Origin of the sequence: Hyphomicrobium sp. ghe19 (assembly GCF_902712875.1) — a bacterium.
Taxonomy (GTDB): domain Bacteria; phylum Pseudomonadota; class Alphaproteobacteria; order Rhizobiales; family Hyphomicrobiaceae; genus Hyphomicrobium_B.
In genome coordinates, this window is record NZ_LR743509.1 from 1,170,538 (window position 1) to 1,194,083 (window position 23,546).

The 23,546-nt window shown below is 59.6% G+C and carries 20 protein-coding genes; 8 read left to right on the forward strand and 12 right to left on the reverse strand.

Annotated features, from left to right (window positions below; all coding sequences use genetic code 11):
• Window positions 1-36: 36 nt before the first annotated feature.
• Window positions 37-1,407, forward strand: coding sequence for a hypothetical protein (locus AACL53_RS05540; protein ID WP_339083300.1), 1,371 nt, complete (start codon window positions 37-39; stop codon window positions 1,405-1,407).
• A 95-nt stretch (window positions 1,408-1,502) separates the two neighbouring features.
• Here the strand turns inward: AACL53_RS05540 and AACL53_RS05545 are convergent, their stop codons facing one another.
• From AACL53_RS05545 to AACL53_RS05560, 4 genes are all read right to left on the reverse strand, one after another.
• Entirely contained in the window at window positions 1,503-2,093 is a 591-nt protein-coding gene (locus AACL53_RS05545) for an NADPH-dependent FMN reductase (RefSeq protein WP_339083302.1), read from the reverse strand.
• A gap of 257 nt (window positions 2,094-2,350) precedes the next feature.
• Entirely contained in the window at window positions 2,351-2,629 is a 279-nt protein-coding gene (locus AACL53_RS05550) for a hypothetical protein (protein WP_339083304.1), read from the reverse strand.
• A 111-nt stretch (window positions 2,630-2,740) separates the two neighbouring features.
• Window positions 2,741-3,544: an SPFH domain-containing protein gene (locus AACL53_RS05555; protein ID WP_339083306.1), complete on the reverse strand. Its 804-nt coding sequence runs from the start codon at window positions 3,542-3,544 to the stop codon at window positions 2,741-2,743.
• A gap of 310 nt (window positions 3,545-3,854) precedes the next feature.
• Window positions 3,855-4,139, reverse strand: coding sequence for a hypothetical protein (locus AACL53_RS05560; protein WP_339083308.1), 285 nt, complete (start codon window positions 4,137-4,139; stop codon window positions 3,855-3,857).
• A gap of 107 nt (window positions 4,140-4,246) precedes the next feature.
• Here AACL53_RS05560 and AACL53_RS05565 point away from each other — a divergent pair, with 107 nt between their 5' ends.
• Window positions 4,247-4,525 carry a hypothetical protein gene (locus AACL53_RS05565; RefSeq protein ID WP_339083310.1) on the forward strand — a complete coding sequence of 93 codons (279 nt, stop codon included), beginning with the start codon at window positions 4,247-4,249 and terminating at the stop codon, window positions 4,523-4,525.
• A gap of 218 nt (window positions 4,526-4,743) precedes the next feature.
• Entirely contained in the window at window positions 4,744-5,112 is a 369-nt protein-coding gene (locus AACL53_RS05570) for a hypothetical protein (RefSeq protein ID WP_339083312.1), read from the forward strand.
• 308 nt (window positions 5,113-5,420) lie between these two features.
• Here AACL53_RS05570 and AACL53_RS05575 read toward each other — a convergent pair whose 3' ends face one another.
• Together AACL53_RS05575 and AACL53_RS05580 are read right to left on the reverse strand one after the other, a co-directional pair.
• Window positions 5,421-8,471: an EAL domain-containing protein gene (locus AACL53_RS05575; protein WP_339083314.1), complete on the reverse strand. Its 3,051-nt coding sequence runs from the start codon at window positions 8,469-8,471 to the stop codon at window positions 5,421-5,423.
• 383 nt (window positions 8,472-8,854) lie between these two features.
• Entirely contained in the window at window positions 8,855-9,253 is a 399-nt protein-coding gene (locus tag AACL53_RS05580) for a hypothetical protein (protein ID WP_339083316.1), read from the reverse strand.
• Window positions 9,254-9,594: 341 nt separating this feature from the next.
• On the opposite strand from AACL53_RS05580, the gene AACL53_RS05585 reads away from it, so the two are divergent.
• The gene (locus AACL53_RS05585) at window positions 9,595-10,809 is read left to right on the forward strand and encodes an MFS transporter (protein ID WP_339083318.1); all 1,215 of its coding nucleotides are present in this window, start codon (window positions 9,595-9,597) and stop codon (window positions 10,807-10,809) included.
• A gap of 21 nt (window positions 10,810-10,830) precedes the next feature.
• Here the strand turns inward: AACL53_RS05585 and AACL53_RS05590 are convergent, their stop codons facing one another.
• Both AACL53_RS05590 and AACL53_RS05595 read right to left on the reverse strand, forming a co-directional pair.
• Entirely contained in the window at window positions 10,831-12,417 is a 1,587-nt protein-coding gene (locus AACL53_RS05590) for a DHA2 family efflux MFS transporter permease subunit (protein ID WP_339083320.1), read from the reverse strand.
• A gap of 26 nt (window positions 12,418-12,443) precedes the next feature.
• On the reverse strand, window positions 12,444-13,727 hold the full coding sequence (locus AACL53_RS05595; RefSeq protein WP_339083322.1) for an HlyD family secretion protein: 1,284 nt from the start codon (window positions 13,725-13,727) through the stop codon (window positions 12,444-12,446).
• A 154-nt stretch (window positions 13,728-13,881) separates the two neighbouring features.
• Between AACL53_RS05595 and AACL53_RS05600 the strand changes: the two genes are divergently transcribed.
• Entirely contained in the window at window positions 13,882-14,568 is a 687-nt protein-coding gene (locus AACL53_RS05600) for a TetR/AcrR family transcriptional regulator (RefSeq protein ID WP_339083324.1), read from the forward strand.
• 25 nt (window positions 14,569-14,593) lie between these two features.
• On the opposite strand, the gene asnB is transcribed toward AACL53_RS05600, so the two are convergent.
• The 3 genes from asnB to AACL53_RS05615 all read right to left on the reverse strand — a co-directional run bounded on the left by asnB (window position 14,594) and on the right by AACL53_RS05615 (window position 18,223).
• Window positions 14,594-16,633, reverse strand: coding sequence for an asparagine synthase (glutamine-hydrolyzing) (asnB, locus tag AACL53_RS05605; protein ID WP_339083326.1), 2,040 nt, complete (start codon window positions 16,631-16,633; stop codon window positions 14,594-14,596).
• A 313-nt stretch (window positions 16,634-16,946) separates the two neighbouring features.
• A complete protein-coding gene (locus AACL53_RS05610) occupies window positions 16,947-17,198 on the reverse strand; it encodes a hypothetical protein (protein ID WP_339083328.1) in 252 nt (83 codons plus the stop codon).
• 179 nt (window positions 17,199-17,377) lie between these two features.
• Entirely contained in the window at window positions 17,378-18,223 is an 846-nt protein-coding gene (locus AACL53_RS05615; RefSeq protein ID WP_339083330.1) for a MoxR family ATPase, read from the reverse strand.
• A gap of 611 nt (window positions 18,224-18,834) precedes the next feature.
• Between AACL53_RS05615 and dksA the strand changes: the two genes are divergently transcribed.
• Both dksA and AACL53_RS05625 read left to right on the forward strand, forming a co-directional pair.
• Window positions 18,835-19,272, forward strand: a complete 438-nt coding sequence (gene dksA, locus AACL53_RS05620) for an RNA polymerase-binding protein DksA (RefSeq protein WP_339086892.1) — start codon at window positions 18,835-18,837, stop codon at window positions 19,270-19,272.
• Window positions 19,273-19,380: 108 nt separating this feature from the next.
• Window positions 19,381-19,656 (forward strand): hypothetical protein, encoded by a 276-nt coding sequence (locus AACL53_RS05625; protein WP_339083332.1) that lies wholly within the window; start codon window positions 19,381-19,383, stop codon window positions 19,654-19,656.
• 6 nt (window positions 19,657-19,662) lie between these two features.
• Here the strand turns inward: AACL53_RS05625 and AACL53_RS05630 are convergent, their stop codons facing one another.
• A complete protein-coding gene (locus AACL53_RS05630) occupies window positions 19,663-20,052 on the reverse strand; it encodes a hypothetical protein (protein WP_339087028.1) in 390 nt (129 codons plus the stop codon).
• 217 nt (window positions 20,053-20,269) lie between these two features.
• On the opposite strand from AACL53_RS05630, the gene AACL53_RS05635 reads away from it, so the two are divergent.
• Window positions 20,270-22,831, forward strand: coding sequence for an ATP-binding protein (locus AACL53_RS05635; protein WP_339083334.1), 2,562 nt, complete (start codon window positions 20,270-20,272; stop codon window positions 22,829-22,831).
• The last annotated feature ends 715 nt before the right edge of the window (window positions 22,832-23,546 follow it).

Genomic DNA, 23,546 nt, shown 5'->3' on the forward strand with positions numbered 1-23,546 from the left:
AGCGATTGCCCCTCGGCCGTTCGTTGGAGAGACGCATTGAAGTGGTACTTTTGCCTGGACGCGTTCGGCGCCAATCGCGAAATTGGTGCATGGGCGGAGCTTGCAGTACAGAGCGCGCGTAAAAACACGAGCCTGCATCCGGTCTGTCTCTTCGACGGCCCCGCGGACGATCCGCTCGTCGGCCGGTTGAAGGCGTTGGACGTCGAGGTGATCATCTCGCGTTCACGCTTGGCGGACATCATTGAAAACGCGCACCGCACGTCGAACTATCCGATCCACGGAAAGGGCGCTTTTCTGCGCGCGGAGGTCCCCCGCATTGCGGCCGGCGACGAGCACGCGTTTTATACCGACTGCGACGTCTTCTTCTTTTGCGACCCACAGACGTCGGAACTTAAGCCAGACTTTTTCTCGGCAGGTCCGAGGCAGCTGCTCAGCGAGACCGATCTATTCAACAGCGGGGTTCTTTATTTCAACGTCGAACGGTTTCGTTCGGTTGAAGACGAATTCTTCGCATTTTGTCAAAGCAATCTGTTCAAGTTCCTTCCGGGGATGGACGAGCCACTCTTCAATGCGTTTTTCCGTGAGAAGTTCGATCCCTTGCCGGCGGGCTTGAACTGGCGACCGTTTTTTGGCTTCAACCGGTCCATCTCGGTTCTGCATTTTCATGGACCCAAGCTCGAGCATCTGGCCGCTTATCTCTCTTCCGGACCCGATGCGGATTGGGGCCCTTATGCAAAGGATCTGACGGAGCTCATCGCCAGCAGCATTCACTCCTATTACCGCTACATCGAAGATATCGTTGCCGCGGTTACGCCTCCGGCTTATCTGGACGTTTCGATGCAGCAATTTCTTCGCCTATACCCCAAGTTTTGTTCGACCATATTCGAACTCCACGGAGAGGCAGCTTTAAGCAAGCAAATAGAATTGCGGGAGCTATCCTGCACCCTAAAAAAGAGACAGAGAAAAGTAGCCGATCACATATTCGGTACATCGTCCAAAAGCGACGTCGTCGTCTCTCAGTACCTCTTTGAGGGCGGTGCTGTGACGTATCCGCACTTGCTCATCAAGCTCTTTCCGAATGCCGGTGTCGGTGAATTGCGGAAGGTGTCGTACGCCTACAAGGCCGACCCGAATACTTGGCACGAGTGTTCTCTCGATGCGATTGAGAAGCGTGGATGCGACGCGAGCGCCTTGGCTGTCGGAGGGCTAAGCCTCATAGCGCAAGCGCATGAGGTGCAGCTCGTGATACCGCCCAAAGCTATACCGAACCGGCATGATCTACACGCGATCCTGGTGGAGTGCCGGGAGTGTGCAGACGAAGTCGCGACGGGAATTTACGCGGATTCCCAGGGTCGCTTTTTTTCCGTTAACGGCGCAACGCCCACCAAGACGATCCGGCAACAGTAATCGGAAGACTCGCGGCTAATCTCGGACGAAGCGAAGGGCGTATGGCGCCTGGGCGTCACGGCTCGGGGGGCCGTCAGTAGCGTTTCGATCGCAGATCAATAGGGTGGTTGTTTGTGGGCGCGCTGGCTCCGGGCGGCTTCTGTCCACCATGCGAGGTCATCGGCAAACCGCGGGAACGCTTTTTTGAGCGCGGCTCCCGGCTCGCCGATGGGCTCGCCTTTATCGTTCAGCGTCTGGGCAATCGGGCCAACCGCGAGGGTCGAAGAGATGACGACCATTCCCATCTCCGACAGTGTGCCGTGCCAGGTGAAACTCGATCTTGCGCCAGCAATCCGGCCTGCGGAATAGCTGGCTATCGCCGCCGGACGCCAATACCACTCCTCCAGGAAATGGTCGGTGAGATTCTTTAAACCCGGCTGCATTCCCCAATTGTATTCTCCCGTCACGAAGACGAAGGCGTGGGCCGCTTTGATTTTCTTCGCGAGTTCTTCCATCGCGGACGGCGCTGACCCGGGCTTATATTCTTTGTACATCCGATCGAGTATCGGCAGGCCGACCGCCTTGGCGTCGATGAACTCGACGTCGGCGCCGCGGGCGCGGAGTTCGGAGACGATGAAGTCTGCAAGGCGGATGCCCATCCGGTCGCTTCGATAGGAACCGTAGAAGACGAGGATGCGATCCGTCATAAAGCCTTCTCCTTGCGATCAACGCTTTGCGCTCAACCGGTGCGGCCGCCCAGCCGGCGTGCGGTCTCGGGCAACTTGGAGCGGGTGCTCCGAGTTCCGTGCCGTTGTCGATCCTTGGCTGCGTTTCTCGTGCGTGATTTCACATCGGCTTCGCATGATCGCCGTTGCGCCGCGCGAGCACCTCTTCGGACTGCGCTCTGGAACGGCTTCTGAGCGGCGGCCTTTAATCCCTATCAGGCAATGTCTCGCGCCACCGGCTAACCGCTTTCGCAGTACCTGTATCGCGCCCACCATTTGAGTTCGTTGCTATCCAACGCTCTCTGATGGAAGTAGTCGCACTTGCCGTGCGGGATGATGGCGTGGTCTTTGTAAGTGACGAGTCCCCCAGACGCGGCTGACGCTTCCGCCTGGGCATCGGCAGACGGCACTGTGGCTGGGTGCGGCTCGATTTTGGCTTCTTCGGCAACGACGGCAACGGCGAGCAAACCACAAATGCTCGCGCCGATTCCGAAGGCTTTCCAAACATTCATTGCCATGGCGGAACCTCCCGTATGAGGGCGCACCTATGATTGCGAGATGTCGGCTGCGGGTTCAATAGCCTGTTCGATCTAAGTCGCTTTCATCGCAGTGCGGCGAGAGAGAAACGTTCACATCGGCTTCGCGTCATCGCCGTTGGGCCGCGCGAGCACCTCTTCGGGTTTGGGCGCCGGCTTCAAAGTCGCCAGTGCCTCTTGGACCGTGGTCATGAACTGTGCTGGGAAGATGATGGTCGAATTCTTCTCGGTCGCGATCTCGGCCATCGTCTGCAGCGTTCGCAATTGCAGAGCGACCGGATGCTGGGTGATGATGTCGGCGGCTTCGCCGAGCCTCATTGCGGCCTGGAATTCGCCTTCGGCGGCGACGATCTTGGCGCGGCGCTCGCGTTCCGCTTCGGCTTCCTTCGCCATCGCGCGCTGCATGTTGTCAGGAAGGAAGATGTCCTTGATTTCGACTGCCGTGACCACTGTACCCCAGGGCACGGTGTGCGTGTCGATGACTTCCTTGATCAGCTCGTTGACGTCCGTCGTTTGTGCCAAGAGCTGATCGAGCGAGAAACGGCCGACGACATTCCGGACGGTCGTCTGGCTGATCTGATTGATGGCCTCGTAGACATTCTCGATCGCGATGACTGCCTTCTCGGGATCTGAAATATGGTAGTAGGCGACGGCCGCGATATCGATCGAAACGTTGTCCTTGGTGATGATTTTTTGTGACGGAATTTGCATCGTGACGGTGCGGAGCGAAACGCGCGTCATCGTTTGAAACGGGGTCAAAAGGAAAATCAGCCCGGGCCCTCGAACGCCTGCGAATTTGCCGAGCGCAAAAACGACACCTCGCTCGTATTGGCGAAGGATCCGCAAGCATACGAGAACGTAAATGAGCAATACGATCGGGATGACAGGTCCAAACATTTTCCGATCTCCTTTGGCGGCATAGCCGCGATGCGCAACCCAAAAACTGTCTGCGTGAGGATCGTTTGTTTACGATATCACCATGGCAGGCCCGTCCGGGAAGATTTTGTCGTCCGGCGCGGAGCTTGAATTCTTGGAGCGACTTCCGACTTATGCTTTCTGAAGCCTGGAGGTCATGCGATGTCTCGATTGATAGCGATAGCAGCAGGAATGGCCACGCTTGCGGCAGCGGTTCCGGCCTATGCCGGGGGCGGTGGGGAAGCCGCAGAGTTAGAGGGCGCTCGCGCCAATGCGCGTGCAGGTGGCCCGATCAGCGCTCGCGATGCTGAATTGCTTCAACGGTATGGCTGTACGAGCGGTACGCGAAGTTGGGCGTGCAATAATGGTCGGCCTTACCGGCCTTACTATCCCGGGCAGTACCGCCGGTACTGAGACGCGGCATCTTTCCGAGCACATTCCCGCAAATGGCTAGTTGGAAAAAATCGATCACGAATAAGCCACAGCGGGTTATGAATATCGGATGAATGGATTGCAATTCGGCGCCGATACCGCGGTGACCTATAGCCATCTGAAATGGCTCTTTAATCGCCTCCATATGCGAAATCCAGCACGACGCAACGCGCGGTTTGCAACCAAATCGGGTTCGCGCGCGTTGGTCGGTTAAGAACGCGCGGGTGCATCCCGCAAAGTTGGAGGAACACGATGAGAAAATATATTGGCATTGCTGCCGCGCTGGCATCGGCTCTGCCGCTCGCAACGATCGCCACGACGGCCGATGCAGGTCCGCGTCACGGATACGGCGGCCGGCATTACGCTCACGGCGGATATGATCGTGGCCGTTACGGTCATCATCGCGGCCGTGGCTATTGGCACAATGGCCAATGGATTGCGCTGGGTATCGGGGCCGCGATCGTTGGTGCCGCGGCCGCTGATTCATACGGCGGTTGCTACTGGCGCCATGGATATCGCTACTGCGACTAGCGCCACGCACGCATGAATGAATTGCCCGGTCTCGGAAGAGGCCGGGCTTTTCTTTGCGTCCGCTCGCGCGCGTCATGTTGGAACGCGGCCGGTATGCCGCCAGGTTTTACACAGGAGCCTGTGCACTATTCGATTTGTGTGGGAATCCGACGGCCGCGTGGTTGGCGGATGCCAGCCTCCCATGCTGCTTAGTGCGCTTTGAGTAAGGGGAGTATGTGATGTTGGGTTCTACGGCGTCTAAGGTCATTGCCTCCGTCGTTCTTGTTGCGTCTGCAGGCGGGACGGCGAGCCTTCCGGTAAAGCCGGAACATCCCGGATCCCGTGAAACTCCCGTCGTCCTCGACAACCGTTCGCTGCTCGTTGCAACGCTCGCCAATGGCGATCTGCAGACTCAGTGGATGTCTCGCGATGTCTGCGAGCGTATCGCGGCTTCCGTGATTTCGGGCGATGCCGTCGCCGGTGTGAGGGCGGACGGCGTGAAGGTTTATATTGCTCGCGCCAACTGCAGCACGCGCCGTGTAGCGGTCCATTCAAGCGCGACGGCTCTCAACGCTGCCGTCGAGAGAAACGGGCACTCCGGCAATTGAGTTGAGATTGCTGCGAGGCAGCCGATCCGGCTCGATGGCGCATTCGTAAAAGTCGCCGATGAAATCAAGAAGGCCGCCTTTGGCATTGTCATAAGACTCTGCCTAGGGCGGCCTTCGTGCAATCGTACGCTAGAATACATAGGTAGATGCAATACGGTATTCGTAGCAGCGACAAACGCGGCTTGATATCATCCGTTTGGCTGATAGGCCGTCAAAAAAATCGCGCCAGATGAATGGGGCCTGACTCTGTCGTGGCATGAAAATCGGTGTTCAGATCAGTCGTTCATTTTTCGACACCGTTTCCGGTGTCAGGCGGCATTCTGCCGGGTGTCCGGTTCAGCGCGGAGAATTTCCCGTATGACGTCGGAGGGCTGCGCCTTCTGAAACAGGAAGCCTTGCGCCAACGTGCAGCCGTAGTCCTTGACGATTTCGAACTGCTCGGCCGTTTCGACGCCTTCGGCCGTCGTCCGCATGCCGAGGGTTCGCGCCAGCTCGACGATGGTCGAAAGAATGGCGCGGGCTTCCATCGAGATCGCGAGATCGCGGACGAAGGACCGGTCGATCTTGATCTTCTGGAAGGGGACCTTGGTCAGCGAGCTGAGGGAGGAGTAGCCCGTGCCGAAATCGTCCATCGCGATTTCCACGCCGAGATCGCAGACCTGCCGAAGAATATGGGTCGCGAGCTGCACGTCCTTCATAATGGTCGATTCAGTGACTTCAATTATGAGGCGGTGGCTCGGCAAGCCGGATTCGGCCAGAGCCGTCTTGACGGTGTCGACGAAGCTTTCGGCTTCGAGCTCAATGGCGCTGACGTTGACGGAGACGCTCGTCTGGTCGGGCCACGCCATCGCTTCCTTGCATGCCTGGCGCAGGACTTTCGCGCCGAGATCGGCGATCATGCCGATTTCCTCGGCGATGGGAATGAAGTCGGCGGGTGAGGCAAGGCCGAGGCGGGGATGCCTCCAGCGAAGCAGCGCTTCGGCTCCGACGGCTCTCATCGTCTGTACGCAGAAAATCGGCTGATAGTGGATCTCGAATTCGTTGTTGTTGATCGCGTCGCGCACCTCGGTTTCGAGAAGATTGCGCGCCTTGACCTTGGCGTCGAGTTCGCGCTCGAAAAGCCGGTAGGTGCCTCTTTGATCTTCTTTGGCTGCATAGAGCGCGAGGTCGGCGAGGCGGAAGAGTTCGATCGGATCACAGCTATGATCCGGGGCCATCGCAATGCCGACGCTGCCTCCGCAGATGACGTCCTTTGTGCCGATGCGTACGGGTTCGCTGAGGATGCTGATCAGCCGTTCGGCCAGTTTCGTCGCGCTCGACGGATGATCGAGATCGACAATCAACACCGCGAATTCGTCGCCGCCGAGACGCGCCACGGTATCGGTTTCGCGCAGCGTCTTGGTGAGGCGGTCGGCCATGACCTGCAATAGTTCGTCGCCGGCGGCGTGGCCGAGCGTGTCGTTCACGACTTTGAAATTGTCGAGGTCGAGCAAGAGAAGCGCCATGCGGTCGCCGCGTTTCGCCCGAGCCATCGCGAGCTGCATGCGCTCGGCAAGCAAATGGCGGTTGGGGAGGGACGTCAACGCGTCGTGGCGGGCCATGTAGGCCGCCTTGCGATCCGCCTTCCGGCGTTCGGTCACATCGATGGCCGCGATCAAAAGAGCATCGCGGCCCTCATGCACGAGCGGTCGGACGTAGACTTCGACTTCCATCGAGCGTCCGTCGCGGCGGTAATGCTTGAACGACTGCGGCTCGTCGGTCTGACCAATATGCTGCACGTTGCTTTCGAGCGGTAAAATAAGGTCGCCACTCTGAATTTCCCGTAGCGACAGACGCGAGAAATCCCGGCGGGTGTAGCCGTAGTGAGAAGCCGCAGCGTTGTTGACCGCGAGTATGGCCATCTGGTCCCGGCTGACGACGAACATCGGCAAAGGGTTGTTCTCGAACAGCAGCCGGATCGATGCTTCGCGCTGCTTCATCTCGGTGATGTCGATGCGCAGGCTGATCAGGCCGCCCTCGCTGGTCCGGCATTCCTCGATCAGATAGCAACGGCCATCGTCGAGAAGCTGCTCGTGCGGAAGGGCTGGTGTGCGAAGGTTCTTCAGACGCTCGGCGAGCCAGGCTTCTTCGCGGCCGAAAGCCTCGGGATACATCTGGCGCTCGAGGCCGATGCGCACCGCTTCTTCGAGGCTGCCTCCGACGACGATCGTATCGATGGCCCGATGATAAATCTGAGCATACTTTTTGTTCCAGGCGACATACCGGTTGTCGGCGTCGAGGATGACGATGCCTTCGGGGAGGATTTCAATCGCCTCCTTCAACCGGTTGTGCATCTTCTCAAGCTCGGCCTTCTGCTCGGAAATGGCCTGTTCCTGGGTCTGAAGGTGATCGTTCAAGCCATCGCGCAGAGCGATTTCCGCCGAGAGGCGCTCCTGAAGGCGCGACTGTGAATCGATTGTTTCGGCGAGCGGCATGACCGTGAGAAAAGCAGTGAGGATCAGAAGCTGCGTCATCTGGACATCTGTCAACACAGCCAGCTCCGAGACCTGCTGGCCGCTTTGAAGGCCTAACGCGGTGCATGCGAGCACGGCAGCCGACATCAGCAACGTCGCGGCCGACGTCGCGTTGGGTCCGAGGCGACAGGCGATCAGCACGAGCACCGGCATAATGAGGAAGGCGAGGTATCGCTCAGGCAGGCCGACAACCAGAACCATCGTCATCGCGAGGGCCGTGAAGAGTGCGCACGTTTCCCAGCTCGATGCCGTCGACGAGGGCGTCGTGCGGGCCAGACGAAGGCGGACGATCGCCGGAGTGACAGTCAACAAGCCCAGCAAGTCCGCGAAGAACCAGGACGTGAACACATGGAGTGTGACGGCTTCGTACGTCGCCGCGGCGATAAAGGCCGCCGCTATCGCCGCGATGGCCGAACTTGCCATGGCGGCGATTGAGAACGACATCAGGAAGCGGAGGCTGCGGAATTCGGAGGGCTTCGATTCTTTGAAGTTGATTAGGCGGAATGCAACATAGGTCTCGAGCGTATTTGTCAGCGCGAAGCCGATGTTTGTCGCGAGTTCGCGATGCGCGAAGATGTTGGCGATGATATTTGCAATAAAACAAAGAAACAGAATTTGGTGCCGGCGCCACGGCCGTTTCGCCAGGATGACTGCGGCGAGCGTTATCCCATTCGCCGGCCAGACGGTCGCTATGCCATCGACGTTCTGGGTATAGGCAATAGACAGATAGGAGACGACGCCGAATATGATCGCCACGGCGAGCGCGCGAGCAAGGCCGTCGTTGTCTGCTGCATATAGCTTTCTCAACTGCGAGAATGAGCGAAAGCGGTCTCCGCTATCAAACATGTCTAAAGCTCTCATCCCCCGTCGAGCCGAAGATCGGCGCGATATTCCCATTCCAAATCGGATCAGCGCAGCGCCTAATTAGCAGGCAGAAATGCCAATTAATTCAGCAGTCTCCGTCACTTGTTCCAATCTTGAGTTAAGCTGAAGCGATATCATTAATTTAGGGTCAAGGCGGATATTGCGGGGCAGCAATTAGATTCGATTCGGGCTGGATAAATCGCCAATCGGCAATTGGGGGGGCGAAATCGGAGATGCGAAAGCCTAAGGAATTAATTTTGTTAATTGATGGCGCGGGATCAAGCATGGCCGTGCCGCGGTTTTTTGCGGCACGACCCAAGAGAGATGCGGATCGCCTCAGCGCCTAGTCTTACAGTGCTTTATGTTCAGCGAAAGCCGGCGGCCTCGCGGAGTTTGCCGATTGCGTCTTTCATGGATGGCGATGTGAAGCGCGAGCGCCATGATGTCCGCTGATCGAGGAGGGCTTCGGCTTCAGATCCAGATTTACCGGCGCGTGCGGTGGATGCCATTGCGAGCGCTTGTTGGACCAGTGTCGGCCTCTGTGATCGGCTGCGGTTGTTGAGGTTTCGGAGGTTGCCCGTTGTCAGGATTGGCAACTGCTTCGTCTTGCCGAGTGTCGCTCTCCGCAGACTGGCCTTCGCGACGGGGGCGGAGATTCCAAGTTTGTTGTTCGGGCGATCGACTGCCCATGCCGGATGCGCGATCGCGACAAGTGAAAGAACGACACACGTGCGGCCTGTTAATTTGGTTCGCTTCAATTCCATCGCCGTCTCCCTGAATTTGTTCGAACGCGAGAATTTGCCGGAACGCCCGAGCCGGTTGGCCCAAGGGTGCGGATGATCTCGTGTGATGCGGCGGGGCTGGCGCCGCTGTTCCGCGTGGAACAGGTTCGTGTTGCGAGGGCGGGCGTTCCGTCGCAGCGACGGCGGCCGCGTCCGCAATCACGCGGGATGAGCGCGGAGCTATGAGCGTGCGGCAGTTCGCTGTTGCAAAATGACGAGGGCTAGGCTCTCGACGTGGAACAAATTCCGTAACATAGGCCATTAGTTACCTATGCCATCGCATTTCTGCGATGCAGCGAAACCTGACAGGAAGAGGCTGGTACATGGACGTGAGGGCGGATGCTTTTGACAGCGTGCAGACGACGCGCGCGAAGCTGACCCCTCGTCAGGTCAATCTCGTACATTTCGCGCTGGCGATGGGCGGCTTCGCAATCGGCACGACCGAGTTCGCGGCGATGAGCCTGTTGCCGTATTTCGCGGCGACGTTCGGAATTTCCGAGCCCGATGCCGGATACGCCATCAGCGCCTACGCTCTCGGCGTCGTCGTGGGGGCTCCCGTCATTGCCGTACTCGCTGCGAAATGGTCGCGGCGAATGTTGCTGCTAACGTTGATGACGGTCTTTGCCGTCTTGAATGTGATGACAGCGCTTGCGCCGACGTATGGCTCGATGGTCGCCTTTCGGTTTCTCAGTGGTGTACCGCACGGTGCTTACTTCGGTGTCGCGATGCTGGTTGCGGCGTCACTCGTTCCGGCGAACGCCCGGTCGCAGGCCGTTGGCCGCGTGCTCATCGGTCTTACGATTGCGACGGTGATCGGTGTTCCCGTTGCGACGTGGATCGGGCAGGCGCTCGGCTGGCGTTCGGGTTTCGGGATCGTCGGCGTTCTTGCTGCTCTGACGGTTTCGCTCATTTGGTTCTATGTGCCGGCGGACCAGCCGATAAAGGAAGCCAGCATGCTGCGCGAGCTTGGCGCGCTGAAGCGGCCGCAGGTGTGGCTAACGCTTGCTATCGGCGCCATCGGCTTCGGCGGCATGTTCGCCGTCTATTCGTATCTCTCGTCGACGCTGACGGACGTCACGCACGTTCCGTCCTACGTGGTGCCGATCGTGCTCGTCTTCTTCGGCGCCGGCATGACAGTCGGCACGTACGTCACCGGCCGGCTCGCGGATCGGGCCCTGATGCCGACGGTCGGTGGGCTGTTGCTTTGGAGTTTGGTGTCGCTGGCGCTCTTCCCATTTGGGGCCGGCAACATTTATGCGGTGACACTTGTGGTGTTCATGATCGGCTGCGGAGGCGGGCTTGGAACCGCACTGCAGACGCGCTTGATGGACGTCGCCGGAGAAGCGCAGACGCTCGCTGCCGCTCTCAATCACAGTGCGTTCAATACGGCGAATGCCCTAGGCCCGTGGCTCGGGGGCATGGCCATCGCGGGCGGATACGGCTGGACGTCGACCGGTTGGGTCGGCGTGGTGCTTGCGATCGGCGGCTTGTTCTTCTGGGCGCTTTCGCTTCTCACCGACGGCAAGCGGCGAGCGTGACCCGTTCGGCGTTAGTGTTCTTCAGTGGCCTCCGGCGCCGCTCGGGACCGCTTCGGGTTTCCGCATGAGCAGCGTGAAGAGCGCGGCGGACGCGAATAGCACGGTCAGCACCAGGAAAAGATCGGCAAACGACAGCACGTTTGCCTGCATGCGCACCATCATCGCTAGCTTCTTCAGCGCCGCCATATCGCCGTCGGCCTGCATCGCGTTCGAGAAGGTTTGCTGCATGCTCGAAAGCTGATCTTCAGCGGCAGGATGTCCCCACGAGACCTGCTCGTGCAAGCGTGCGAGATGCAGATCGAGACGCTTGTTGAGGAGTGTATTGATGATTGCCAGGCCGACGGCGCCGCCGAGGTTGCGCGTCAGGTTGAAGAGGCCGGAGGCGTTCTTCAGCTGGTCGTGTGGCAGCGTGCCGAGCGAGAGGTTGTTGATCGGCACCATGCACAGCATGAGCGAGGAACCGCGCAGGACCTGCGGAAGCAGCAACTCCCAGAAATCCCAGTCCGAGGTGATGCCGCTCGCAATGTAGGTTCCGCTCGCAAAGCCGATGAAGCCGATCAACATCATGATGCGTGGATCGAGGATGTTTGAGAGGCGTCCGCTGATCGGGGCGGTTAGAAACATCGCGACGCCGGTGACGAACATCGTCTCGCCGATCATGAGGGAGCTGTAGCCGCGGATCTGGCCGAGATACACCGGGTAGACGTATGTCAGGCCGTAGAGGCCTATGCCCATCGTAAAGCTGAAAGCCGAACCGAATGCGAAGTTCCGGTTCTTGAAAGCCCTGAGTTCGACAATCGGTTCCTTCGCCGTGAGGGCGCGCCAAAAGAAGACGACGGCTCCGATGACGGTCAGAACGCCGAAGGTTGCGATGGTCTGGTCGTCGAACCAGTCGTAACGGGGGCCTTCCTCGAGCACGTATTCGAGCGAACCGAGGAACATCGCCATCGCGATGAGGCCGACGTAATCGAAGCGGTTGAAGAGGGCATGGTTCGGCTTGTCGAAGTCGACGAGGAAGTAGACGGCGATGGCGACAAGGATGCCGGGGCCGACGTTGATGAGAAACAGCCAGTGCCATGAGAAGGCGTCGGTGAGATAGCCGCCGACGGTCGGTCCTATCGTTGGCGCCAGCGTCGCGACCAAGCCGATCATGGGCGAAACGATATTGCGCTTCGACGGCGGAAACAGCGTGAACGCGACCGCAAAGACGCTCGGGATCATGCCGCCGCCGATGAAGCCCTGGATCGCACGATAGAGGATCATCTGGTCGATCGTCGTCGCGGTGGCGCAGAGGGCGCTCGCGGCCGTGAAGCCGACTGCGGCCGTAAAGAAGAGCACCCGCGTCGAGAGGGCGCGTGCGAGGAAGCCCGACAGCGGGATCATCACCACTTCGGCGATGAGATAGGCCGTCTGGACCCACGGAATCTCGTCAGAGCTTGCCGAGAGGCCCGCCTGGATTTCGCTCAGCGACGCCGAGACGATCTGAATGTCGAGGATCGCCATGAACATGCCGAAGACCATGGCGAGGAAGCCCGCGAGCTGGCGCGGCGTGACGCCGATCCATTCGAGCTTCTCCGGTTCATCGGGCGATAGGGTCAAATCGGCCATGGCTTGGCGCCGCCTTTTGCCGGAAGCTATCGCAGCGCGGCTTGATCGGGACTCACGTCTTTCGGTGTCGTCCGCGTATCGACGCTGACGACGACGGAGAGACCGGGGCGCAATTTGTTGTGCGCGGCCGCCGCGGGAATAGTGATGCGAACCGGTACGCGCTGAACGATTTTTGTAAAGTTGCCCGTGGCGTTCTCAGGCGGCAGCAGCGAGAACTGGGAGCCCGATGCGGGCGAGACACCTTCGACGGTGCCCTTCAAAGTTTCGCCGTTCAAAGCGTCCACGCGCACCGTCGCGGTTTGACCCGGGACGATCTCGGGAAGCTGCGTTTCCTTGAAGTTGGCATCGACGAAGACCTTGTCGAGCGGCACGACCGCGGCGAGGCGTTTGCCCGGCGTCACATAATCTCCGACCTGAACACCGCGATTGCCGATGACGCCATCGAAGGGCGCGCGGATGACGGTGAAGGAGAGATCGCGTGCGGCCTGATCGACTGCGACCTGCAATTCCTTCGCGACCTTCTCGGCCTGATCGCGCTGGGCGTGAAGGAGGGCGACGTTGGCGTCGGCGGATTGAATTGCGGCTTCGTTGGCTTTGACTTGCGCGTAGGCGGAATCGCGCGCGGCGGTGGCGGCATCGAGCGATGCTTTCGTCGCGTAATCCTTGGCGGTCAATGCGTCCGTGCGTTTGAAGTCAGCGACGGTTTTGACGACGTTGGCTTTCGCGGAGTCGAGTTGCGCGCGGGCTTGTTCGCCGGAAGCTTCCGCCGCTTTTATCTGCGCATCGAAAGTTTTGATGGCGGCGAGCTGTGTCGCGAGCTTGGACTGGGCCTGCTCGAGCGCCAAGCGGTAGTCGCCGTCGTCCAGCTGCACGAGCGTCTGGCCTTCCTTCACCTGTTGATTGTCGACGACGGGAACTTCAGCAACGATGGCCGGGATCTTCGGCGAAATGATCGCCATGTAGGCGCCGACGTAGGCGTCGTCCGTCGAGACGAGGAAGCGGCCGACGGTGAGGTATTCATAAGCGAAGTAGGTGACGCCCATGAGCGCGAGCGCGCCGATGCCGAGGAAGATCGGCTTGCGGCGGGATGCCGGTTTCGCGGGGCCGGCCGTCGCCGTGGTTTCGGATTTCGATTCGCGCGCGTGGGGCTGCTCGGACGTCGGAGCGGTGTCGGCTTTTGCCGCCTGCTTCGGGGCATGCGCGCTCAGGCTGGAGCCTGCGGGCGACCGTTCATCGACGCCCGATGCGGTGTCTCCGGTCTCATTCTGTCTGGGGCGGAGCGCCAGACGACTATTCGAATTCCCACCCATAGTACCTAAGTCCCTTCAAACCGCTGAATTGAACCAGTCGGTTCAGTTGATGGCTTGACATACAACGCAGATGGGTGATGATCAAGATGAAACTGAACCGTTTGGTTCGATTTAATTGTATGAGTACTGAACCACGAGTTCAGAAGGTATAAGGATGACAGACATGGAAGCTGCGCATTTGACCCCAGAACCAGCGAGAGAAGACCGGCGTGGCGGTCGCCCTGCAGCGGGAACCGATCCGCAGAAGCGCCGCCAAATTTTGGAGGGCGCAGGCCGGATATTTTCGACAGCGGGTTTCGATGCTTCGAGCATGAGCGACGTCGCTCGCGAGGCGCGTGTCTCAAAGGCGACGCTCTACGTCTATTTCCAGGACAAAGAGCATCTTTTCACTGCGATCTGCGCCGAGCGACGCGATCGCAACATTTCCGAGATCCTCTCGTTGCTCGATACCGGGAAGCCGTTTGAAACCGTTCTGACGGAATTCGGCGTCGAGGTGTTGACGATCATGTCCGAGCCGTTCGTCGTCGCCGCGCATCGGATCGTCATCGGTGTCGCCGAACGGATGCCCGAGGTCGGAACCGAGTTCTTCGAACGTGGACCGAAGCGAGTCGCAACCGCGCTCGGCAAATATCTCGATCTCCACGTTGCGGCGGGGCGGCTCGAAATTGCAGACACTTATTTTGCCGCCACGCAGTTCCTGGAACTGATACAGGCCTCGATTATCCGCCCACGGCTTTATGGTGCGATCACGGAGCCGCCGACGCGTGCCGAGATTGAAAAGAACGTCGCGTCCGCCATCGCTATCATGACGGCGGGCTACCGGCCGCGCGGCCAGCGCTAGACCGAACTTTCACTTCCCGAGTGTGTTAGCTCGCAAGGGCTGGCATGCTCTCGGCGAAGTCGAGGTCGCGGGGCTCGGCGGTTGGAACACCTGCGATCGTCCGCCAGCCTGGAAGATTGGCGAGCGTCGGGTCGATGTAGGTGTGGTGCCAAAGCTGCGTCGCGAGCACGGCAACGAGCCCAAGTTCGGCGGAGCTGCGTTGATATCCCCAGGGCGACAGTCCCTGATATTTCCCCCTCCACTCACGCACGGATTCAGGATCGAAATATCCGGCTTTCTTGATCGAGGCATCGCTCAAGAGTTCGTCGACATACGGCAGGCGCTGCTGGAGGAAGAAGCCGTCGAGCGGCGCGCGGAACATGCCTTTCGGCCGCCATGCGACCGATTTCGGCAGCCACTTTTCGGCGACGCGGCGAAGAAGATACTTCTCGGTGAGGCCCTTGAACTTCCACTTCGGATCGATGCCGGCGAGGAAATCAAAGACGTTGTTGTCGAGGAACGGATAGCGCATTTCGACGGACTGGCTCATGGCGATGCGATCGCCCTTGAGGCTCAGAAGCTGTCCGGGCAGATGGATTTTTCCGGCCCAGTAGACGCCGCGATTGACGGGATCCCAGGTCTTCGCGCGCGACATGTCGGCCTCGATTGCCGCGTAGGGATCGTGGTTGCCCAATTTCGCGCGCATGCTCGCGCTGTAGAAGCGGAGGCGCGACGCGCCGAGAAGACTGTAGAATCGCTGGAATGCGTGCATGCCGCCCGACGACTCTGCGTTGCGGACAAAATAAGCGATGGTCTCATCGCTGCAGCCGAGCCAGCGATATAAGAATTTCTCGGCGAGCTGAGGTGCGATGCCGCCTGACGCTTGGCCCATCCAATCGAAGATGCGATCGAACTTGTACCAGGGATAGCCGGCGAGCCATTCGTCGGAGCCTTCGCCCGTCAGCGCGACTTTGAAGCCGCGTTCTTTCACTTTGCCGGCGAGCATCATCAGCGCGGTGCACGAGGTGTCCGTCACGGGCGCTTCGGTGGCGACGAGCAATTTCTGGTAGTTCGCGACGATGTCGTCCGATCCGCAAGGCACGATGTAGGGATCGGCGGAAAGGTGCTTCGAAATGATTGCGGCCTGCTCGGTTTCGTCGAGCTTCGGGTCGCGGATCTTGACGGTGAATGTTGCCGGAGCGGCGCCGAGAATATCCTTCGCCATCGCGACGACGGTGCTCGAGTCGACGCCGCCCGAGAGGTACGAGGCAACGGGAACATCCGCGCGCAGCCGCCGCTTCACAGCCTCGTAGAGAACGCTTTCGAATTCATCGACGAGTTTCTTCTCGTTCTGTCCGCGCGCTTCTTGACCCGCAGCCGGGAAATCCATTTCCCAGTAAGTGCGCTCGCTGATCGTTGCGTCTTCGCCGCTGCGGCCGCGCGAGATCGTCAAGAATTTGCCCGGAGGCAGAATGTTGATGCCTTCGAAGCAGCTGAACGGTCCGGGCACAGCCAAGAAATTAAAGACGGCATCGACACCGCGCCGGTCGGGCTTCGGTTCGACCATTCCGGTCGCGAGGATCGTCTTGATTTCGGAACCGAAGATCAGCCAGTCGCTGCCAAACCGTGTCGTGCGCGTCCAGAAGAGGGGGCAGATGCCGAAGCGGTCGCGCGCAAGGATGAATTTCTGCTTGCGCTCATCGGCGAGGGCAACGGCGAACTGGCCGTTGAGCTTGGCGAACATGTCTTCTGCGAACTCTTCCCACATGTGCGGGAAAATTTCGGTATCGCAGTGCGTCTTCAAGACGTGGCCGCGAGTTCTCAGATCCTGGCGCCAATCGTCGTGATCGAAAATCTCGCCGTTGAAGATCGCCGTGATCTGCTTGTCTTCGTTGAAAACAGGCTGCTGGCCGTCGGCAAGGCCGACGATGCTGAGACGGCGCGAAGCGAATCCAAATCCGGGACGTTGCAGATAGCCGTCTTCGTCGGGGCCGCGATGAAGCATCGCGTCGGCTGCGCGTTTCAAGACGGACAGCGGAACGGAGCGCCTGCCCTTAAGGTCGATTATTCCGAAAATACCACACATAGAAATTATCCAACGGTTCTCGCAGGGCCATCTGGGCTGCTGACGAGGGATGAAAAGTGCGACGCCGTCCCGCTCCGCCGGAACCTGAGACGCTACCGCTTCTGCGACTGCCCCAATCGTAATGGATTGGCTCGCCGAAACCTATATGGCCACAAGGGCTCGCAATGGTGGTTACCGTTCGCGACAAATACGCGCGTCGCCCGGCATTTTCGATAATTGTTTCCTTCAAAAAAGCGGCTGGATCGCTGTATTGCGTCAGCCGCGTGACGTTGCCTGAGGTGCTCGCGGGGTGGTGCCCGCGAGCACTTGGGCATTACGGATTAGGCTTGGCGGGCTCGATCGCCTTGTCGGCAGCAGCCTTCGCATCGGCGGCGGCTTTATCGGCTGCGGCCTTGGCGTCTTCTGCAGCCTTATCGGCAGCCGCCTTCGTGTCAGCAGCGGCTTTGTCAGCAGCGGCCTTCGCTTCGGTCGCAGCCTTGTCGGCCTCGGCTTTTTCCTTGGAATTGTCGCAGGCGATAAGTCCGAGAGCACTAATCACACTCAAGGCGACGAGAACTTTCCTCATTTTGACTTCTCCCTTTCATGCGCATCCATTTTTTTATAGCAAGCATTTGCGTGCTGCGCATTCATTGGGGCGCAACCGGAAAGAGAAATCAAGGCAATAGAAAAGGTCGTGAATCCGGCGTTAAAGGCGAATGTTCTGTGTGAGGGGTAATTGAAGTTAAGCGTTCGGCCGCCGTTAAGCTACTCGTTGCGGCGGCGCGTCATGAACGCAAGGCGTTCGAGGAGATGAGTATCCTGTTCGTTCTTGATCAAGGCGCCGGCCAGTGGCGGAACAAGCTTTCTCGGATCTTTCTCGTTCAGTAATGCGGGGTCGATGTCCTCGTGCAAGAGGAGCTTCAACCAGTCGAGAAGCTCGGATGTGGAAGGCTTTTTCTTCAGGCCCGGCACGTCGCGAAGTTCGTAGAACACCCGCAGGGCATCGTTGACGAGACGATTCTTCAGGCCCGGGAAATGCACATCGACGATCCGGCGCATCGTCTCGGCGTCGGGGAATTTGATGAAATGAAAGAAGCACCGGCGGAGAAATGCGTCCGGCAGCTCTTTCTCGTTGTTCGAGGTGATGAGCACCACGGGACGCGTCTTGGCTTTGATCGTCTCGCCCGTCTCGTAGACGAAGAATTCCATGCGATCGAGTTCTTGCAGAAGATCGTTGGGGAATTCGATGTCGGCTTTGTCGATTTCGTCGATCAGCAGCACACTGCGTTTCGGCGCTTCGAATGCGTCCCACAGTTTGCCGCGTTTGATATAGTTGGCGATATTCTTGACGCGCTCATCGCCGAGCTGACCATCTCGCAGCCGCGAAACGGCATCATATTCGTAAAGACCTTGCTGCGCTTTCGTCGTCGATTTGATGTGCCATTCGATCAACGGGGCATCGAGGGCCTTCGCGACCTCCGTCGCGAGGACCGATTTACCCGTGCCGGGCTCGCCCTTGATGAGGAGCGGCCGCTCGAGCCGGATCGCGGCGTTGACCGCGATCTTGAGGTCGGGCGTGGCGACGTAGGAGGAGGTGCCTTCGAAGTTCATGAGGGTGTCTAGGGGGCCTGAGGAGCGTGGAGCAAGGTGACTGAAGCGCACTCCTCAGCAAGGATCTGTTAAAGGCTGATTGCTGAGGAAGTCGTCATATCACTATAAGTGCCTGTAATCATTGAAGTAAAGCTATATCTATCAAATTTAGTATGGCTTCGTAGCGAGCTTGACTCGGGGGGCCTCACCCATAGATAAGGATCGGCCGAAAGAGGCCGAGTCAGGGTCGACTTTTTTCAGCGGAGGACTATCAGCTCGAGCGAACGCAGCCTCTGGAGAGGCGGACGATGAGCAAGGCAACCGGAACGAAGACGGCGAAGCCTAAGACGGTCGCCAAGAAGCCTGTCGCGAAAGCCGGGCCTCCGGCGAAGAATGACAAAATTTTAGCGAGCGCAGCAAAGGCCGCTCAGGTAAAAAAGCCTGCTACGTCAAAAGCCAAGGCGGCAAAGACTGCCGCGAAGGTAACGCAGACTAAGGCTCCGACGGGGAATACCGTTCCGGTCGTTAGTAAGCCGGCGCCTCAGAAGCCGAGCCAGGCGAGTGCGCCGGCACGAACATTGGCGGCCGCAAAGCCGGCAGCGCCGAAAAAGTCAGAGGGTACAAGCACCAAGATGGCTGCACGCGTGAAGATTGCAGATATCGTTCTCCCGCCGGGCTACAAGCCTTCGGAGAATGAGCCGTTCATGAATGACATGCACAAGGCTTATTTCCGAAAGCGCCTGCTCGACTGGAAGGATGAGATTCTTCGTCAGACTCGAGAAACGCTGGCGATCTTGCACGAAGATTCAACGCAGCACGCGGATCTTGCGGATCGCGCTACGTCGGAAACGGATCGGGCCACGGAACTCAGAACGCGCGATCGTCAGCGCAAGCTCATTTCCAAGATCGAAGCGGCGCTGGGCCGGATCGAGGACGGCTCGTATGGCTATTGCGAGGATACCGGGGAACCGATCGGTCTGAAGCGCCTCGATGCGCGCCCGATCGCAACTCTGTCGGTCGAAGCGCAGGAGCGCCACGAGCGGCGCGAGAAGGTCTATCGCGAGGAATAGGCTCGCGGTTGGCCGCCGTTTCGAAAACGAACGGTCCTTCACGGCTCGTTAAAGGTTTCGGCTCACATTCAACCTCGTGCCGTGCAGGCGTCAGGATGAGGTTGCGTCGTGAGCGCTCGTATTACTTTCGTGTTGTCCGCCGTTATCGCGGCCGCGACAGGCGGCCTACCGCAATTCAATCCGGTCGAGGCCGAGCCCTTGAAAGCTGCCGTTGCGGCACATCCGCTGCGGGAAGCCAATCCGGCCGGCTGGAAGATATCACCGGCGAGTCTCGTGACCAATCGCGCCAAGGCGGTTGGCGGCCCCGTTGCAAGCGAAACGCGGCGGTTTGATCTCAGCAAGCTCACGATGGCCGATTTCGGCGACGTTGACCAATCGCGCTAATTGAAATTAAAGTTTGGGCGGCGGGGAAAAGTGCTCCGCCGGTTCAGAACTGCGGCTGAAAATCGGGGCTCGGCGCACCGGTGCCGCCACCGCTTCGTCCGGCGTTGCGGTTGCAGGGCGCCCGCTCGAGGAATTGATTCCCGTCTCTATGACGACATCGACGGGGCCACCGATCATTATCAAATGCTCGACGTCGTCCCGCCGGATAAGGACGAGCTTGCGGCGGCTATCAACGCTGGCTTGATCTACAACATCGAGGCGGCGCTCGCCTTTTGGCCGAAACAAAAGGGCCGACGGCGCAGTTCCTGTAAGATAAGCGCGGACGAACACGGCCGCCCCCGCGCAGAGCACAGCGACGACGGCCAGCAAGACCGTCCAGAAAATATAGGTTTCCATTATTTGCCTCGCCGCCGGATTGCCGTTTGTGCCGATATCTTTCGAACTTCAAGGCTTCGATAGCCCCGAGTTGACTGCATGTTAACTCTCTTAAGCGAAGTCTTATGCAAGCGAAAATCGCCGCACCGTTGCGGTACAGTTGCAGTTGCGTTTGAGTTCCATGTCCATGCCCCAGTCCGACGTCTCGATTTTCGAGAATCAGCTAGATTCTCTGTCCATGAAGGATCGCGAGGCGTTGAGGACCGATGCCGCCCCGATCGATCCGCTGAACTCAGCGGAAGGGTTCGGCGGTTTCCTCCCTATTATCATTGTCGCCGCCGCGGGTGGCTCACTTTTGTTCGGGCTGCTGGCCAGCGGCTCGGGCGAGCCGTTGCTTTTGACGATCATCGCGCTTTTGGCGATGTTCGGCATTTTCATGCTTTTCGGGATCGCTGCGGGGCATATCAGGCTCGGCGCACGCTCGACGCCAGCGGATTTCCTCAAAGCCGCAATCGACGCTCACGACGAGCCGCAAATCATCGCCAATGCCGACGGCACGGTTCTTTACGCGAACGCTGCCGTCGAGCGCATTCTCGGACGGCATGAGGCGGGGCCTTTTTCAGCGCTCGAGACTTTGCTCACGGGCGATGTGGAAGGAACGCAGGCATACTTCCAGTTGACGCGGGCGGCGGAGCGCGGCGAAGCGCGGCGCGAAGATGTTCGATTGCGGCCGAGCGTTGCGGGCCGCCCGTCATGGGTCCGCATCATCGTGCGTCCGTTTACGCCGTCCGATGAATCATCCTCCGATCTTTCGCCGCGTCAGCGACTGGTATCGTGGCAGATCATCGATGTTTCGAGCGAAAAGAGCCGTGAAGCTCAGCGCATCGAGAAACTCGAGGCTTCTCTCGCCGCGTTTGACGCGATGCCGGCCGGTTTCATGTGGGTGTCGTCCGTCGGTGGTGCGATCCTGCATGTCAACGCCGCGTTCGAACAATGGCTCGGCTATCCGACGGGCGCCTTGCGCGTGCGCAATCTCGGCCTCGCGGAGCTAGCGGGCACGGAAGGTCTGCGTCTGCTCAAGCTGATGGCGACCATTCCGGAAGCCGATCAGCGCGTCATCGATCTCGATTTGACGCGCCAGGACGGCCGAATCGTCGCGCTCACGTTGCTCGTCGAGCCCGTCGGCGATCAGTCCGAACTCGGCTTCACGATCACGGCGATCAACCGGCAGACGGCCGGCCTCGTCGATCGCGGACAGCAGGATGTGCGCGCGTCGCAATTTTTCCAATCGGCGCCGTTCGGCATTGCCGCGCTCGATGCCGAAGGCCGGATCGCCAATTGCAACACCGCGTTCATGCGGATGGTTCTCGACGGCAAGCCGGCGCAGGACGTGCTGGCGGCGGAAGCGCTGTGCCGCACCGCGGACCCCGAAGAGCGTCTTCGCATCGAAGCGGGACTTGGCGAAGCTCTCACCGGCCGCGGCAACATTCAGCCGATCGAAATCACGGCTGGCGCGCAACGCGAATTCACGCGCCGCATCTACATGTCGCCGTTGGCCGCCGTGCAAGGCGGAGCGGCAGCCGCGCTCTATGTGATGGACGCGACCGAGCAGAAGGTGCTCGAAGGCCGCGTCGCGCAGGCTCAGAAGATGGAAGCGGTCGGCAACCTCGCCGGCGGTATCGCGCACGACTTCAACAACGTGCTGACGGCGATCATCGGCTTCTCCGATCTTCTGCTGCAAACGCACCGGCCGAGCGATGCGGCGTATCGGGATATCAAGAATATCCAGTCGGCGGCGAACCGCGCTGCGAGCCTCGTCGCGGGCCTTCTCGGCTTCTCGCGCAAGCAGACGCAGCAGGTGACCGTCGTCGACGTCGGCGATGTGACGTCAGAGATGATGCCGGTTCTCAAAACGCAGGTCGGCGAGAAGATCGATCTGAAGATCCAGGCCGAGCGTGATCTTTGGTACGTGAAGGCCGACAGCAATCAGCTCTATCAAGTCGTCTTGAACCTCGTCCGCAATGCGCGCGATGCCATGCCGAACGGCGGCAAGCTGACGATCAAGACGCGCAATGTGCCTGAGCGCGAAAGCCAGAAGATGAGCGGCGTGCCGGGCTTCACCCCCGGCGAGTACGTCGTGATCGAAGTTGCGGACACCGGCACCGGCATGGCGCCGGAGGTCATGGAGAAAATCTTCGAGCCCTTCTTCACGACGAAGGGCGTTGGTAAGGGCACGGGCCTTGGCCTCGCGTCGGTCTACGGCATCGTCAAGCAGTCGGGCGGTTTCATTCAGCCTGAGAGCGAGATCGGCAAGGGCACGACATTCAAGGTGTTCCTGCCCCGTTACTTCGTCGAAGACGGCGAGGACGTCGAAACCGTTCTTCCGCAAACGATAGCCGCCGCCAAGAAGCAGCTTACGGCGACCGATCTGACGGGCACGGGCCGCGTGCTTCTCGTCGAAGATGAACCGGATGTCCGGCACTTCGCAACGCGGGCGCTACGGCGGCAGGGGTATCAGGTGATCGAAGCCGCGGACGGCTTGGAGGCTCTCGAGCTGATGGCCGCCAACGAAGGCGAGATCGACATCGTCGTGTCCGACGTCGTCATGCCGGAGATGGACGGTCCCGCGCTCTTCAAGGAACTCAGAAAGCGCAATCCGTCGATCAAGGTGATCTTCGTCTCGGGTTATCCGAATGAAGCCTTCCGCGAGACGATGGGCTCGGACGATTTCGCGTTCCTGCCGAAGCCGTTCTCGCTGCCGCAGCTTGCGGCCAAGGTGAAGGACGAGCTGGCGAAGTGAGCCGTGAACTTGTCGTAGCGGAAATTGGCTCCGCATACTGAGCCGACAGCCTCACACTCCCCATTCGCGAACACCACTTCGGGTCCGCTTTTTGGGCTTAAGCGGACATTCTCGGAAAGGTGAACGTGCTTCGCTTTCGACCCATTGCAGCAGTTGGCGGTCAAGCGGTTGCGCTATACGCCCACATCGGCATGGCAACACGAAAGCATCATTTGGCGGAATTCAACAATGAGGGCGTGTCATAGAAAAGTGACGTTCGACCCAACCAAAGCCCTCACGATCCGTCGAGCGCTACTTCCCGCATTCCCAGTTCTTTATACAAGCGGACCGCTCCCGTAGAATTGTCCACCTGAACTTTCAAATCGACGTGCCTCGCGCCCCGATGCCGAAATTCCCAAAATACCCTCCTCAGCAGTGCCGTCGCGATGCCGCGCCGACGCACTAGCGGATGGACAACCAAGTCTTTGATGAAGGCACTGGTCCAGCATTGGCCGACTCCCACAATGTCCTGCCGCCCATTGACAGCGACGAAACAAAGGTCGGGGGCAAACTCGTCGTCGTCTCGAAGGCTGGGCCACCACTCTTCAAATGCCCCAACGCAGCCTCCGCCTAGAGCGTAGCCGACCTCAAGTAGGCGGTGAACCGTCGGCGCATCGTCAGCGGCAAACGTCCGCACGCGATAACCGGTCGGGCAAGTTGGTGGGGCGACCGCTTC

Excerpts from the sequence above, each read along its gene's own strand:
- asnB (WP_339083326.1), bottom strand. The coding sequence starts at position 16,633 with ATGTGTGGTATTTTCGGAATAATCGACCTTAAGGGCAGGCGCTCCGTT.
- AACL53_RS05545 (WP_339083302.1), bottom strand. The coding sequence starts at position 2,093 with ATGACGGATCGCATCCTCGTCTTCTACGGTTCCTATCGAAGCGACCGG.
- AACL53_RS05590 (WP_339083320.1), bottom strand. The coding sequence starts at position 12,417 with ATGGCCGATTTGACCCTATCGCCCGATGAACCGGAGAAGCTCGAATGG.
- AACL53_RS05550 (WP_339083304.1), bottom strand. The coding sequence starts at position 2,629 with ATGGCAATGAATGTTTGGAAAGCCTTCGGAATCGGCGCGAGCATTTGT.
- AACL53_RS05600 (WP_339083324.1), top strand. The coding sequence starts at position 13,882 with ATGACAGACATGGAAGCTGCGCATTTGACCCCAGAACCAGCGAGAGAA.
- AACL53_RS05570 (WP_339083312.1), top strand. The coding sequence starts at position 4,744 with ATGTTGGGTTCTACGGCGTCTAAGGTCATTGCCTCCGTCGTTCTTGTT.
- AACL53_RS05615 (WP_339083330.1), bottom strand. The coding sequence starts at position 18,223 with ATGAACTTCGAAGGCACCTCCTCCTACGTCGCCACGCCCGACCTCAAG.
- AACL53_RS05560 (WP_339083308.1), bottom strand. The coding sequence starts at position 4,139 with ATGGAGGCGATTAAAGAGCCATTTCAGATGGCTATAGGTCACCGCGGT.
- AACL53_RS05610 (WP_339083328.1), bottom strand. The coding sequence starts at position 17,198 with ATGAGGAAAGTTCTCGTCGCCTTGAGTGTGATTAGTGCTCTCGGACTT.
- AACL53_RS05555 (WP_339083306.1), bottom strand. The coding sequence starts at position 3,544 with ATGTTTGGACCTGTCATCCCGATCGTATTGCTCATTTACGTTCTCGTA.
- AACL53_RS05585 (WP_339083318.1), top strand. The coding sequence starts at position 9,595 with ATGGACGTGAGGGCGGATGCTTTTGACAGCGTGCAGACGACGCGCGCG.
- AACL53_RS05630 (WP_339087028.1), bottom strand. The coding sequence starts at position 20,052 with ATGGAAACCTATATTTTCTGGACGGTCTTGCTGGCCGTCGTCGCTGTG.
- AACL53_RS05635 (WP_339083334.1), top strand. The coding sequence starts at position 20,270 with ATGAAGGATCGCGAGGCGTTGAGGACCGATGCCGCCCCGATCGATCCG.
- dksA (WP_339086892.1), top strand. The coding sequence starts at position 18,835 with ATGGCTGCACGCGTGAAGATTGCAGATATCGTTCTCCCGCCGGGCTAC.
- AACL53_RS05595 (WP_339083322.1), bottom strand. The coding sequence starts at position 13,727 with ATGGGTGGGAATTCGAATAGTCGTCTGGCGCTCCGCCCCAGACAGAAT.
- AACL53_RS05575 (WP_339083314.1), bottom strand. The coding sequence starts at position 8,471 with ATGTTTGATAGCGGAGACCGCTTTCGCTCATTCTCGCAGTTGAGAAAG.
- AACL53_RS05565 (WP_339083310.1), top strand. The coding sequence starts at position 4,247 with ATGAGAAAATATATTGGCATTGCTGCCGCGCTGGCATCGGCTCTGCCG.
- AACL53_RS05580 (WP_339083316.1), bottom strand. The coding sequence starts at position 9,253 with ATGGAATTGAAGCGAACCAAATTAACAGGCCGCACGTGTGTCGTTCTT.